Raw genomic sequence first — 13,589 nt, 5'->3', positions numbered from 1 at the left:
GGGTGTTATATGGTCAAGCCTCACGGGCAATTAGTATTGGTTAGCTCAACGCCTCACAGCGCTTACACACCCAACCTATCAACGTCGTAGTCTTCGACGGCCCTTCAGGGGACTCAAGGTCCCAGTGAGATCTCATCTTGAGGCTAGTTTCCCGCTTAGATGCTTTCAGCGGTTATCTATTCCGAACATAGCTACCCGGCAATGCCACTGGCGTGACAACCGGAACACCAGAGGTTCGTCCACTCCGGTCCTCTCGTACTAGGAGCAGCCCCTCTCAAATCTCAAACGTCCACGGCAGATAGGGACCGAACTGTCTCACGACGTTCTAAACCCAGCTCGCGTACCACTTTAAATGGCGAACAGCCATACCCTTGGGACCGGCTTCAGCCCCAGGATGTGATGAGCCGACATCGAGGTGCCAAACACCGCCGTCGATATGAACTCTTGGGCGGTATCAGCCTGTTATCCCCGGAGTACCTTTTATCCGTTGAGCGATGGCCCTTCCATACAGAACCACCGGATCACTAAGACCTACTTTCGTACCTGCTCGACGTGTCTGTCTCGCAGTCAAGCGCGCTTTTGCCTTTATACTCTACGACCGATTTCCGACCGGTCTGAGCGCACCTTCGTACTCCTCCGTTACTCTTTAGGAGGAGACCGCCCCAGTCAAACTACCCACCATACACTGTCCTCGATCCGGATAACGGACCTGAGTTAGAACCTCAAAGTTGCCAGGGTGGTATTTCAAGGTTGGCTCCACGCGAACTGGCGTCCACGCTTCAAAGCCTCCCACCTATCCTACACAAGCAAATTCAAAGTCCAGTGCAAAGCTATAGTAAAGGTTCACGGGGTCTTTCCGTCTAGCCGCGGATACACTGCATCTTCACAGCGATTTCAATTTCACTGAGTCTCGGGTGGAGACAGCGCCGCCATCGTTACGCCATTCGTGCAGGTCGGAACTTACCCGACAAGGAATTTCGCTACCTTAGGACCGTTATAGTTACGGCCGCCGTTTACCGGGGCTTCGATCAAGAGCTTCGCGTTAGCTAACCCCATCAATTAACCTTCCGGCACCGGGCAGGCGTCACACCCTATACGTCCACTTTCGTGTTTGCAGAGTGCTGTGTTTTTAATAAACAGTCGCAGCGGCCTGGTATCTTCGACCGGCATGGGCTTACGCAGTAAATGCTTCACCCTCACCGGCGCACCTTCTCCCGAAGTTACGGTGCCATTTTGCCTAGTTCCTTCACCCGAGTTCTCTCAAGCGCCTTGGTATTCTCTACCCAACCACCTGTGTCGGTTTGGGGTACGGTTCCTGGTTACCTGAAGCTTAGAAGCTTTTCTTGGAAGCATGGCATCAACCACTTCGTGTTCTAAAAGAACACTCGTCATCAGCTCTCGGCCTTAGAATCCCGGATTTACCTAAGATTCCAGCCTACCACCTTAAACTTGGACAACCAACGCCAAGCTGGCCTAGCCTTCTCCGTCCCTCCATCGCAATAACCAGAAGTACAGGAATATTAACCTGTTTTCCATCGACTACGCTTTTCAGCCTCGCCTTAGGGACCGACTAACCCTGCGTCGATTAACGTTGCGCAGGAAACCTTGGTCTTTCGGCGTGGGTGTTTTTCACACCCATTGTCGTTACTCATGTCAGCATTCGCACTTCTGATACCTCCAGCAAGCTTCTCAACTCACCTTCACAGGCTTACAGAACGCTCCTCTACCGCATCACCTAAGTGATACCCGTAGCTTCGGTGTATGGTTTGAGCCCCGTTACATCTTCCGCGCAGGCCGACTCGACTAGTGAGCTATTACGCTTTCTTTAAAGGGTGGCTGCTTCTAAGCCAACCTCCTAGCTGTCTAAGCCTTCCCACATCGTTTCCCACTTAACCATAACTTTGGGACCTTAGCTGACGGTCTGGGTTGTTTCCCTTTTCACGACGGACGTTAGCACCCGCCGTGTGTCTCCCATGCTCGGCACTTGTAGGTATTCGGAGTTTGCATCGGTTTGGTAAGTCGGGATGACCCCCTAGCCGAAACAGTGCTCTACCCCCTACAGTGATACATGAGGCGCTACCTAAATAGCTTTCGAGGAGAACCAGCTATCTCCGAGCTTGATTAGCCTTTCACTCCGATCCACAGGTCATCCGCTAACTTTTCAACGGTAGTCGGTTCGGTCCTCCAGTTAGTGTTACCCAACCTTCAACCTGCCCATGGATAGATCGCCCGGTTTCGGGTCTATTCCCAGCGACTAGACGCCCTATTAAGACTCGCTTTCGCTACGCCTCCCCTATTCGGTTAAGCTCGCCACTGAAAATAAGTCGCTGACCCATTATACAAAAGGTACGCAGTCACCCAACAAAGTGGGCTCCCACTGCTTGTACGCATACGGTTTCAGGATCTATTTCACTCCCCTCTCCGGGGTTCTTTTCGCCTTTCCCTCACGGTACTAGTTCACTATCGGTCAGTCAGTAGTATTTAGCCTTGGAGGATGGTCCCCCCATATTCAGACAAAGTTTCTCGTGCTCCGTCCTACTCGATTTCATGACTAAGAGATTTTCGCGTACAGGGCTATCACCCACTATGGCCGTACTTTCCAGAACGTTCCGCTAATCTCAAAGCCACTTAAGGGCTAGTCCCCGTTCGCTCGCCACTACTAAGGGAATCTCGGTTGATTTCTTTTCCTCAGGGTACTTAGATGTTTCAGTTCCCCTGGTTCGCTTCTTAAGCCTATGTATTCAGCTTAAGATACCTAACTTATGTTAGGTGGGTTCCCCCATTCAGACATCTCCGGATCAAAGTCTGTTTGCCGACTCCCCGAAGCTTTTCGCAGGCTACCACGTCTTTCATCGCCTCTGACTGCCAAGGCATCCACCGTATGCGCTTCTTCACTTGACCATATAACCCCAAGCAATCTGGTTATACTGTGAAGACGACATTCGCCGAAAATTCGATAATACTCAATTAAGAGCAACTCACAAATTTTACCTTAGCCTGATCCAACACCAGTGAAAGTGTTGTTCAGTCTATCTTTCTATCACATACCCAAATTTTTAAAGAACGATCTAATCAAAGACTAGAAATCAACATTTAGCCTTCATACGAAGGAAATGCTCATTTCTAAGCTTTCAACAAACAGAAGCAGTAGTGGTGGAGCCAAACGGGATCGAACCGTTGACCTCCTGCGTGCAAGGCAGGCGCTCTCCCAGCTGAGCTATGGCCCCGTATTTCTACAGGCGTTTCCCACACAAGCAAAATTGGTGGGTCTGGGCAGATTCGAACTGCCGACCTCACCCTTATCAGGGGTGCGCTCTAACCAACTGAGCTACAGACCCAATTTCGAGCTACTCAGGCCGACCTCACCCTGCTCTTTACCACAAAGCATGGGGTGCGCTCTAACCAACTAAGCTACAACCTGATTACGGGCTGCTTCTAAATCGTCTTCTTCAATGAATCAAGCAATTCGTGTGGGAACTTATGGAGCAGCTGATGTCGTCGATTAAGGAGGTGATCCAGCCGCAGGTTCCCCTACGGCTACCTTGTTACGACTTCACCCCAGTCATGAATCACACCGTGGTAACCGTCCTCCCGAAGGTTAGACTAGCTACTTCTGGTGCAACCCACTCCCATGGTGTGACGGGCGGTGTGTACAAGGCCCGGGAACGTATTCACCGCGACATTCTGATTCGCGATTACTAGCGATTCCGACTTCACGCAGTCGAGTTGCAGACTGCGATCCGGACTACGATCGGTTTTCTGGGATTAGCTCCACCTCGCGGCTTGGCAACCCTCTGTACCGACCATTGTAGCACGTGTGTAGCCCAGGCCGTAAGGGCCATGATGACTTGACGTCATCCCCACCTTCCTCCGGTTTGTCACCGGCAGTCTCCTTAGAGTGCCCACCATGACGTGCTGGTAACTAAGGACAAGGGTTGCGCTCGTTACGGGACTTAACCCAACATCTCACGACACGAGCTGACGACAGCCATGCAGCACCTGTCTCAATGTTCCCGAAGGCACCAATCCATCTCTGGAAAGTTCATTGGATGTCAAGGCCTGGTAAGGTTCTTCGCGTTGCTTCGAATTAAACCACATGCTCCACCGCTTGTGCGGGCCCCCGTCAATTCATTTGAGTTTTAACCTTGCGGCCGTACTCCCCAGGCGGTCAACTTAATGCGTTAGCTGCGCCACTAAGAGCTCAAGGCTCCCAACGGCTAGTTGACATCGTTTACGGCGTGGACTACCAGGGTATCTAATCCTGTTTGCTCCCCACGCTTTCGCACCTCAGTGTCAGTATCAGTCCAGGTGGTCGCCTTCGCCACTGGTGTTCCTTCCTATATCTACGCATTTCACCGCTACACAGGAAATTCCACCACCCTCTACCATACTCTAGCTTGTCAGTTTTGAATGCAGTTCCCAGGTTGAGCCCGGGGATTTCACATCCAACTTAACAAACCACCTACGCGCGCTTTACGCCCAGTAATTCCGATTAACGCTTGCACCCTCTGTATTACCGCGGCTGCTGGCACAGAGTTAGCCGGTGCTTATTCTGTCGGTAACGTCAAGACAGCAACGTATTAGGTAACTGCCCTTCCTCCCAACTTAAAGTGCTTTACAATCCGAAGACCTTCTTCACACACGCGGCATGGCTGGATCAGGCTTTCGCCCATTGTCCAATATTCCCCACTGCTGCCTCCCGTAGGAGTCTGGACCGTGTCTCAGTTCCAGTGTGACTGATCATCCTCTCAGACCAGTTACGGATCGTCGCCTTGGTGAGCCATTACCTCACCAACTAGCTAATCCGACCTAGGCTCATCTGATAGCGCAAGGCCCGAAGGTCCCCTGCTTTCTCCCGTAGGACGTATGCGGTATTAGCGTCCGTTTCCGAGCGTTATCCCCCACTACCAGGCAGATTCCTAGGCATTACTCACCCGTCCGCCGCTCTCAAGAGAAGCAAGCTTCTCTCTACCGCTCGACTTGCATGTGTTAGGCCTGCCGCCAGCGTTCAATCTGAGCCATGATCAAACTCTTCAGTTCAAACATCTTTGGGTTTTTAAGAAACCCTAAACTTGGCTCAGCAATCGTTGGTTACATCTTTGATTTCTCGCGGAGTAACTTGTGATGCTGATAATCTTGTTGACTATCAGTCTGACTCCACAAGCACCCACACGAATTGCTTGATTCAGTTGTTAAAGAGCGGTTGGTTAAGAACTTTCGTCTCAACCGAGGCGCGCATTCTACGCTTTCCTCTGCTGCTGTCAAGCGGTTATTTTCAGAAGTTTTCAAAGTTTCGCTTGGAAATCCTCAACAACTTCAACCACTTGCGCTTCCGATCTCTCGTCAGCGGGAGGCGAATTCTACAGCGTTACTCGCTGCTGTCAACACCTCTTTTTCTCCGCTTTCGACCGAGAAGATCGAACCGCTAAAAGAGCCAAACATCACCGCTCTTTCAACTCCTTCTGGGCTTCGATGAACTGAAGCAACTCGCTGCCGAAAACTGCGTAACTCTTTGTTTACCAAGGAGTTTCCCGTTTCGACTGCGCCGGAAGTGGGGCGAATTATAGACTTCCAGAATCTGCCGTCAACCTTTAATTACGCCTTTCGCGCAGAAGGTGTCTTTTTAGCGATTAATCGTGGAATTCGACGGGCTACGGGCGGCAACCGCAGCACTAATAGCAGTACACCTATAGAGGCATAGATCGCCCACTCCTTCAGGTCGGCGCGCACGATCCATAACATATGCAGCAAACCAAGCCCGAGAATCACATAGACCAGCCGATGCAGTTTCTTCCAGCGCGCCCCCAAGCGCCGCTGACTGTAACGATTGGAGGTCACCGCCAACGCCAGCAAGCAGAGAAAGCCCAGCGCCCCGACAATAATGTACGGCCGCTTGCGCAACTCGACACCCAGCTGCGACCAATCGAAGCCGAGGATGAACGCCGTATAACCACTCAGATGCAGCACTACGTAGGCGAAACACCACAACCCCAGCTGTCGCCGAACAGCAATCCACCCCGCCCAACCCGTGAGTTTCTGCAGCGGCGTCATGCTCAAGGTTATCAGCAGCAACACCAGCGTCCCCAAACCTAGCCGGTCAACCAGCACCTTGCCTGGATCAGGCCCCAGCACATCCTCCCACGCCTGATACAACCAAAGCAGTGGCCACACCGCGGCGGCGATGAAGACCCCGATTCGCCAGAACGGATATCGCATCAGTAGTTTTTCCGTAGATCGAGCCCTGTATATAAAGAAGCGACTTCATCCGAGTAGCCGTTGAACATCTGCGTGTCACGCACATTGGGCTTGAACAGACCACTCGGCAACCGCCTTTCACGGGCCTGGGTCCAGCGCGGGTGATCGACCGTGGGATTCACGTTCGCATAGAAGCCATATTCATCCGAGGCAATGCTCTGCCAGGTGGTTTTTGGCTGCTCGCTCACCAGACTGATCCGCACGATGGATTTGATGCTCTTGAAGCCGTACTTCCACGGCACCACCAGACGCAGTGGCGCGCCGTTCTGGTTAGGCAATTCACGCCCATACATGCCCACTGCAAGAATGGCCAAAGGATTCATTGCCTCATCCAGTCGCAACCCTTCTACATAAGGCCAGTCGATCAAAGCAAAACCAGAACGCTGCCCCGGCATGGTCTTGGGGTCCTGCAGGGTTTCGAAACGAATAAACCTGGCGCTGGAGGTCGGCTCGACTTCCTTGAGCAACGCCGAGATGGGAAAGCCGATCCACGGGATGACCATCGACCAGGCTTCCACACAGCGAAGACGGTAAATGCGCTCTTCCAGCTGATAGGGCTTCATGAAGTCCTCCAGCGCATACCGTCCCGGCTTACCCACCTCGCCGTCCACCACCACACTCCACGGCTCGGTCTTCAACGCACCGGCGTTCGCCGCCGGATCACCTTTATCGGTGCCGAACTCGTAGAAATTATTGTAGTGGGTTGCATCCTTGAACGGCGTGACGGCCTCATCCTTGACGTTCACCGCCCCCCACTGGGTAGCGGGAAGCTTTTCGGCAAACCAGGATGGCGCCTTGCCAGGCTCTACGCCTGGATAACGCGCGGCATCGGCGGCGCTCGCCCACCGTGGCAGGCTGCTCACAGCCAGACCGGCGACGGCAGCAGTCAGCACATTGCGTCGAGAGAGATAGAAGGGTTCGGGCGTGACGTCCGACTCATGACAGTCAGACGCCTTGGGGACTTTGATCAGCATGACAACTCCGCAGCATTGGAGAACCTATGCACCAATAGACTGCAGAGTATGGGGGAAATTACAGAGTCTTGTGCCGACGAAGTCGTAACAGATATTGCACCGGACCAGAGGCTGCATAGGCGAGGAAAACCAGCAGCAGAATGCGCGGCGGATCACTGAACACGACGGCAAACACCAGGACCACGGCGAGAATCGCCACGAACGGCACACGCCCCTTCAAGTCCAGCTCCTTGAAGCTGTTGTACTTGATGTTGCTGACCATCAGCATGCCCGCGGCCGCGACCATCAACGCCACCAGGAAGGACATCTTGGAACCCTGGATGCCGTAGTCGCTGAACGCCCAGACGATACCCGCGACCACACCCGCGGCAGCCGGACTGGCCAGGCCGATGAAGTAGCGTTTGTCCGCGGTGCCGACCTGGGTGTTGAAACGCGCCAGGCGCAAGGCTGCGCCTGCGACATAGATGAACGCAACCATCCAGCCGACCTTCCCCATGTCGCCCAAGGCCCAGCCGAATGCCAGCAACGCCGGCGCGACACCAAAGGCAACCATGTCCGACAGCGAATCGTACTCGGCACCGAAAGCGCTCTGGGTATTGGTCATCCGGGCAACGCGACCGTCGAGGCCGTCGAGCACCATGGCGACGAAAATCGCGATCGCGGCAAAGCCAAAATACTTGCTCGCGCCGAGGGTGTCACCGGCACTCAAGGCGCTCTGGGCGCTCATCGAGTTGATGATGGAATAAAACCCTGCGAACAGGTTCGCAGTGGTGAACAGATTCGGCAGAAGATAGATACCACGATGCCGGACTTTACGGCCTTCAGCGTCATGCCCTTCCTCGATATGTTCATCGATGGGCAGCAGGCTTTCGGCGTCAGAAGCCTGGTGTGGCTCTTCGGGACGTTCGCTCATGGACATTACCTTGCAACAGGGTGGAGAGTTTTGACAGGCGTCCGGGACGAGGGTTCGGCCGCAAACGATGCAGCTTTATACCAGAACCGGACCCCCAAACGAAAAAACGCGGCCTAGGCCGCGTTTTCCGTACAAGTGCGCGACTTAGTTTTTGGCTTTGTCGACGATCTTGTTGGCACCGATCCACGGCATCATGGAGCGCAGTTGCTCGCCGATGATTTCGATACCGTGAGCGGCGTTGTTACGACGCTTGGCGGTCATCGAAGGATAGCCGGTAGCGCCTTCGCTGATGAACATCTTGGCGTATTCGCCGTCCTGAATACGTTTCAGGGCGTTGCGCATGGCCTGACGGGATTCGGCGTTGATCACTTCCGGACCGGTCACGTACTCGCCGTACTCGGCGTTGTTGGAGATCGAGTAGTTCATGTTGGCGATACCGCCTTCGTACATGAGGTCAACGATCAGCTTCAGTTCGTGCAGGCATTCGAAGTAGGCCATTTCCGGCGCGTAGCCAGCTTCAACCAGGGTTTCGAAACCGGCTTTTACCAGTTCAACGGTACCGCCACACAGAACGGCTTGTTCGCCGAACAGGTCGGTTTCGGTCTCGTCCTTGAAGGTGGTTTCGATGATACCGGTACGACCGCCACCAACGCCGGCGGCGTAGGACAGTGCAACGTTCTTGGCGTTGCCCGAAGCATCCTGGTAGATAGCGATCAGGTCAGGGATACCGCCGCCTTTGACGAACTCGGAACGCACGGTGTGGCCCGGTGCTTTCGGCGCGATCATGATCACGTCGAGGTCGGCGCGCGGAACAACCTGGTTGTAGTGGATCGCGAAGCCGTGGGAGAAGGCCAGGGTGGCGCCTTGCTTGATGTTCGGCTCGATTTCGTTCTTGTACAGCGCGGACTGGAACTCGTCCGGGGTCAGGATCATGACCAGGTCGGCAGCGGCTACGGCGGAAGCAACGTCGGTCACTTTCAGGCCATGAGCTTCGGCTTTGGCAACAGTGGCCGAACCTTTACGCAAGCCAACAGTCACGTCAACGCCGGAGTCTTTCAGGTTGCACGCTTGAGCGTGGCCCTGGGAGCCGTAACCAATGATGGCAACTTTCTTGCCCTGGATGATCGACAGGTCGCAGTCTTTTTCGTAATAAACTTTCATGAAATTCCCCTATATATCCAGGCCGTTCAGGCCATTCGCTAATTTGGTTTAGATGCTGAGTACTTTGTCGCCGCGGGCAATACCGGTTACGCCGCTACGGACGGTTTCCAGGATCGAGGCGGTGCCAATGGACTGAATGAAGCTGTCGAGCTTGTCGCTGGTACCGGTCAATTGAACGGTATACACGCTGGCACTGACATCGACGATCTGTCCACGATAAATATCGGTGGTGCGCTTGATCTCGGCGCGCTGGGCGCCGGTGGCCTTGACTTTGACCAGCATCAGTTCGCGCTCGATGTGAGCACTTTCCGACAGATCGACCAGTTTGACCACTTCGATCAGCTTGTTCAGGTTCTTGGTGATCTGCTCGATGACTTCATCGTGACCTACCGTGGTCAGCGTCAGACGCGACAGGGTCGGGTCTTCGGTGGGCGCCACGGTCAGGCTTTCGATGTTGTAGTTGCGCTGCGAGAACAGGCCGACTACACGAGACAGAGCGCCCGGTTCGTTTTCCAGAAGCAAGGAAATAATGTGCCGCATGATTAAGTACGCTCCGTCTTGCTCAGCCACATATCGCGCATGGAGCCGTCTTTGATCTGCATCGGGTAGACGTGCTCGCTGGTATCAACCGAAACATCGATGATCACCAGACGATCTTTCATGGCGAACGCTTCTTCCATCTTCGACTTCAGATCTTTCGACTCGGTGATGCGCACGCCGACGTGACCGTAAGCTTCTGCGAGTTTGACGAAGTCAGGCAACGATTCCATGTATGAGTGCGAGTGGCGGCTGCCATAACTCATGTCCTGCCACTGGCGAACCATGCCCAGCACACCGTTGTTCAGGATGACGATCTTCACCGGCAAACCGTATTGCAGGCAGGTGGAGAGCTCCTGGATGTTCATCTGGATGCTGCCCTCGCCTGTTACGCAGACTACGTCGGCATCCGGGAAGCTCAACTTGATGCCCATGGCCGCCGGAAAACCGAAGCCCATGGTGCCCAGGCCACCGGAGTTGATCCAGCGGTTTGGCTTGTTGAACTTGTAGTACTGCGCAGCGAACATCTGGTGCTGGCCCACGTCCGAGGCAACAAAGGCATCGCCCTTGGTCACTTCGCACAGGGTTTCGACCACGGTCTGGGGCTTGATGACGCTGCCGTCTCCCTTGTCGTAAGGGAACAGGCCGCGATCACCGCGCCATTCATCAACCTGCTTCCACCAACTGGCAACGGACTCCTTGTTCGGGGTCTCGCCGATTTCCTTGAGGATCGCGACCATTTCGGTCAGGACGCTTTCGACCGGACCAACGATAGGCACGTCGGCCTTGATGGTCTTGGAGATCGAAGCCGGGTCGATGTCGATATGGATGATCTTGGCGTTCGGGCAGAACTTCGCCGGGCCGTTGATCACACGGTCATCGAAACGTGCACCGACTGCCAGGATCACATCGGCGTGATGCATCGCCAGGTTAGCGGTGTAGCTGCCATGCATGCCGAGCATGCCAATGAACTGACGGTCGGTGCCCGGGTAGGCACCCAGGCCCATCAGGGTATTGGTCACGGGCAGGTTGAGCAACTTCGCCAATTCGGTCAGTGGCGCGGAGCCACCACCGAGGATCACGCCGCCGCCTGCGTACATCACAGGACGCTTGGCCGCCAGGAGCATTTCGGCTGCCTTGCGGATTTGCCCGGAGTGTCCGCGAACGGCCGGGCTGTAGGAGCGCAGCTTGGCTTTCTTCGGGAAGATGTATTCGAACTTCTCGGCCGGGTTGGTCATGTCTTTCGGAATATCGACAACGACCGGACCAGGACGACCGGATTGCGCCAGGTAGAACGCTTTCTTCATGACTTCCGGGATTTCCGAAGCGTGCTTGATCATGAAGCTGTGCTTCACGATCGGCCGGGAGATACCGATCATGTCGGTTTCCTGGAACGCATCGGTGCCTACCATGGTGCTAGGCACCTGGCCGGAAATGATCACCATCGGAATGGAGTCCATGTAGGCCGTGGCAATACCGGTGATGGCGTTGGTTGCGCCCGGGCCCGAGGTCACAAGTACCACGCCGGCTTTACCGGTGGCACGGGCATAGCCGTCAGCCATATGGGTCGCAGCCTGCTCATGACGAACCAGGATGTGGGTCACTTCCGGTTCTTTGAACAGGGCATCGTAGACATGAAGAAGAGCACCACCCGGGTACCCGTAGATGTACTTGACGCCTTCGTCACGCAAAAAGCGGACGAGCATCTCACCGCCAGATAAAAGCTCCACGTTGTTCACCTCTAAAACGCCAGAATACCGCCCACATGAAAGAGGACGGGTCTTAATAGGTTTACTTCTCGGCAGAGCATGAGCGACGGTGGTCGCCGACTACGTCAGCACTGACTGAGCAAGTATTGGGATCGTCCCAAGTGTTGCGGGGCTTTCCCACCCAGCGCGAGGTAACGCGTTGCGGGTGTAACAGGTCGGCGCGGATGTGCGCCTCATGATCTGCCGAGTGGGTCTGCTTCTGGCAGTCCCTCTACAGCGGACTTTGGATTCTTCTGTTTCGTCCCCTGCAAGTCAAGTCGTCTATGTGCTTTATTGAACCAAGTACATGAGAAAGCAAGAAAAAACCGCTAAACAGCCACTGTGTTAGCTTCAATTGCGCAACCCAAGACAAGGAAATGGCATGCGAACGTTTTTCCTGGCCATCGGCCTGCTGCTCGGCGTGAGCCCTTTGTGCATGGCCGGACAGATCTACAAATGGGTCGACGCCCAGGGCGTTACTCATTTCGGTGCGCAACCACCCCAGGGCCAGGAAGCCACCCGCGTGGTCACCCCCAGCGTACCGGCCGGCAAGCCGTCCACATTGCCGAGCAGCGACGCGATCGGCGATCAGCAGGCCATCGACAAGACAGTGAAAAAGCAGGTCGCCGAGCAGCAGGCGCAGCTCAAAGCGTTCTGCGAGCAGGCGCGGACCAACCTCGCTCAATTGCAGAACAATCCACGACTACGGGAAGAGATCGACGGCGAGATGCGCCGCCTGACCGATGAGACACGTCAGGAGCGCATTACCGAGGCACAGAAACAGATTGAGCAGAACTGCCAATAACACCTGTACCACCACCCTGTAGGAGCTGGCTTGCCAGCGAAAGCGGTCTATCAGTCAACATCATCGTTGAATCTGATGGCCTCTTCGCTGGCAAGCCAGCTCCTACAGGGTAGGCGTTAGCGGGAGGCGGTGATCAGCAGGTCGAACTCTTTGAGCAAGACCTGCAATTGCCGGTCCCTGCCCTGGACATTGCGGGCGGCGAAGACCATTTCGGCCATCTCCTGAATCCCCGATGCATTGGGCAATGGCAGGTCCTGTTCGAGGATGGTCTTCATTCGCGGCAGGAAGATCCATTGCAGCCACTGCTCGAAATCCAGCGTATCGACCGAGAACGGCTCGACACTGGACAGCGCTTCAACGGAGGGCGGGACATCGTCCCACCACCCCTGAACTCGCAGTTCACGCTCGATCAGCAGCAACTGTTCGGCGATCTTCGGAAAGCGTGCATCCATCACGACGATACCTTGGCCTTTTGACGGGCCAATGCCGCACCGGCGGAATCGCCCTGCTTCTCCCGCGCCTGGGCGATCAACTCCCACAAGCTGGCTTGAAGTGCCGGGCGACCATTGGCAAAGGTCAGACCGCGACGCGCGAATTGCTCGGCTTGCGATGCATCGCCCTGGGCCATGCGCACCTGAGCCAGGCGATAAAGCACTTGCGGCTCACGCGGTGCGACACGCTGGGCGCGCTCGAGGCTGGAAGAGGCACCATTGAGGTCACCGCTGGCCTGTTGCTGTTGAGCGGTGGTCAGCAGCGCCAATACCGGACCGTCCAGCTGCTCGTCGGCGGACAAGCCACCTGAGCTTGTCGACGGGATCCCGCTTGGCGTCGACGGCATGCTGTAGCTGCCCTGGTTGATCGGCGCGGCCTGGACCGGTGCCGAGTAAACCGGACCGGGCGTGATCGGCCCCGGAGTGATCGGCGTCGTGCTGATCGGTGCCGATGCCACTGCACCGCCACCCGGCACCATCACGACCACACCGGTGTCGCCCTGCGGAATCGCCTGGGTCTGGTTTGGTGCGGGACGCTGGACCGTCGTTTGACGGTAACCGCCATTCGCCTGAATCCGTTCGCTATTGGACACGGCGCTGCCGGAATCCACCACCGGAATCGAACCGCGCTGTACGGTGGAGCAACCGCTGAGCAAAGCCACGGCGGTAACCGCTGGAATCAACCACTTGTTCACTTGAAACCCT

10 protein-coding genes, 2 tRNA genes and 2 rRNA genes are annotated in these 13,589 nt (G+C 55.4%); 2 read left to right on the top strand and 12 right to left on the bottom strand.

Translation table 11 applies throughout. From position 1 onward, the window contains the following. Positions 1-9: 9 nt before the first annotated feature. From ACA062_RS03980 to ACA062_RS03965, 4 genes are all read right to left on the bottom strand, one after another. Positions 10-2,901, bottom strand: a 23S ribosomal RNA gene (locus tag ACA062_RS03980). Between the two features lie 250 nt (positions 2,902-3,151). Then, positions 3,152-3,227, bottom strand: a tRNA-Ala gene (locus ACA062_RS03975). 34 nt (positions 3,228-3,261) lie between these two features. Then, a tRNA-Ile gene (locus ACA062_RS03970) sits at positions 3,262-3,338 on the bottom strand. 165 nt (positions 3,339-3,503) lie between these two features. Then, a 16S ribosomal RNA gene (locus ACA062_RS03965) occupies positions 3,504-5,040 on the bottom strand. The 16S and 23S rRNA genes sit together here with 2 tRNA genes alongside, the layout of an rRNA operon. Positions 5,041-5,176: 136 nt before the next feature. Between ACA062_RS03965 and ACA062_RS03960 the strand changes: the two genes are divergently transcribed. Next, positions 5,177-5,476, top strand: coding sequence for a hypothetical protein (locus tag ACA062_RS03960; RefSeq protein WP_497455302.1), 300 nt, complete (start codon positions 5,177-5,179; stop codon positions 5,474-5,476). A 119-nt stretch (positions 5,477-5,595) separates the two neighbouring features. Here ACA062_RS03960 and msrQ read toward each other — a convergent pair whose 3' ends face one another. From msrQ to ACA062_RS03930, 6 genes are all read right to left on the bottom strand, one after another. Continuing rightward, positions 5,596-6,216, bottom strand: coding sequence for a protein-methionine-sulfoxide reductase heme-binding subunit MsrQ (msrQ, locus tag ACA062_RS03955; protein ID WP_497455301.1), 621 nt, complete (start codon positions 6,214-6,216; stop codon positions 5,596-5,598). Further along, a complete protein-coding gene (gene msrP / locus ACA062_RS03950; RefSeq protein ID WP_497455300.1) occupies positions 6,216-7,229 on the bottom strand; it encodes a protein-methionine-sulfoxide reductase catalytic subunit MsrP in 1,014 nt (337 codons plus the stop codon). Before msrP ends, msrQ begins: the two co-directional genes overlap by 1 nt. A gap of 58 nt (positions 7,230-7,287) precedes the next feature. Next, complete coding sequence (gene pssA, locus ACA062_RS03945) at positions 7,288-8,142, bottom strand: CDP-diacylglycerol--serine O-phosphatidyltransferase (protein WP_497455299.1); 855 nt, start codon at positions 8,140-8,142, stop codon at positions 7,288-7,290. A gap of 144 nt (positions 8,143-8,286) precedes the next feature. After that, complete coding sequence (ilvC, locus tag ACA062_RS03940; protein WP_122540428.1) at positions 8,287-9,303, bottom strand: ketol-acid reductoisomerase; 1,017 nt, start codon at positions 9,301-9,303, stop codon at positions 8,287-8,289. Positions 9,304-9,351: 48 nt separating this feature from the next. Continuing rightward, positions 9,352-9,843: an acetolactate synthase small subunit gene (ilvN, locus tag ACA062_RS03935; protein ID WP_003176102.1), complete on the bottom strand. Its 492-nt coding sequence runs from the start codon at positions 9,841-9,843 to the stop codon at positions 9,352-9,354. Positions 9,844-9,845: 2 nt separating this feature from the next. After that, a complete protein-coding gene (locus ACA062_RS03930; protein WP_497455298.1) occupies positions 9,846-11,570 on the bottom strand; it encodes an acetolactate synthase 3 large subunit in 1,725 nt (574 codons plus the stop codon). 400 nt (positions 11,571-11,970) lie between these two features. Between ACA062_RS03930 and ACA062_RS03925 the strand changes: the two genes are divergently transcribed. Next, a complete protein-coding gene (locus ACA062_RS03925) occupies positions 11,971-12,393 on the top strand; it encodes a DUF4124 domain-containing protein (protein WP_497455297.1) in 423 nt (140 codons plus the stop codon). A 116-nt stretch (positions 12,394-12,509) separates the two neighbouring features. Here the strand turns inward: ACA062_RS03925 and ACA062_RS03920 are convergent, their stop codons facing one another. Beyond that, on the bottom strand, positions 12,510-12,845 hold the full coding sequence (locus tag ACA062_RS03920) for a YqcC family protein (protein WP_150768142.1): 336 nt from the start codon (positions 12,843-12,845) through the stop codon (positions 12,510-12,512). Continuing rightward, positions 12,845-13,579 (bottom strand): tetratricopeptide repeat protein, encoded by a 735-nt coding sequence (locus ACA062_RS03915; protein WP_497455296.1) that lies wholly within the window; start codon positions 13,577-13,579, stop codon positions 12,845-12,847. The genes ACA062_RS03920 and ACA062_RS03915 overlap by 1 nt, the downstream gene beginning before the upstream one ends. Positions 13,580-13,589: the final 10 nt, after the last annotated feature.

The organism is Pseudomonas sp. LBUM1679 (assembly GCF_059695565.1).
The sequence above is the reverse complement of the archived record's forward strand: the minus strand, read 5'-3'. Positions and strand labels throughout refer to the sequence as shown.